This is a genomic window from Oleiphilus sp. HI0123, assembly GCF_001635315.1.
In genome coordinates, this window is record NZ_LWGE01000597.1 from 1 (window position 1) to 359 (window position 359).

At 50.7% G+C, this 359-nt stretch carries 1 protein-coding gene; it reads left to right on the plus strand.

Annotated elements, in window-relative coordinates:
- On the plus strand, positions 1 to 359 hold a 359-nt coding region (locus A3761_RS05395), incomplete at both ends, for a pyridoxal-phosphate dependent enzyme (protein ID WP_156491628.1).

A 359-nucleotide genomic window follows, 5' to 3' on the forward strand; every position in this document is an offset into this window, starting at 1 on the left:
CTATGTTAGCAAAGAAGAAGGTATGGAGGGCGCTCGTGACCTGGCGCAGTCAATGGCGGCCGAAGGCAAGGGCATTGTCCTCGACCAGTTCGCGAACGATGACAACCCCTTGGCTCATTATTGCGGGACGGGGCCTGAAATCTGGGAGCAAACTCATGGAAAAATTACTCACTTTGTCAGTGCCATGGGAACGACAGGTACCATTATGGGAAACTCCAGGTTTCTGAAAGAAAAGAACCCAGATATCAAGATAGTGGGTTTGCAACCTGCAGAAAATGCGGCAATTCCCGGTATTCGTCGCTGGCCTGAAGAGTATCTGCCGAGTATTTTTGATCGCTCACGAGTCGATGAAGTGGTCG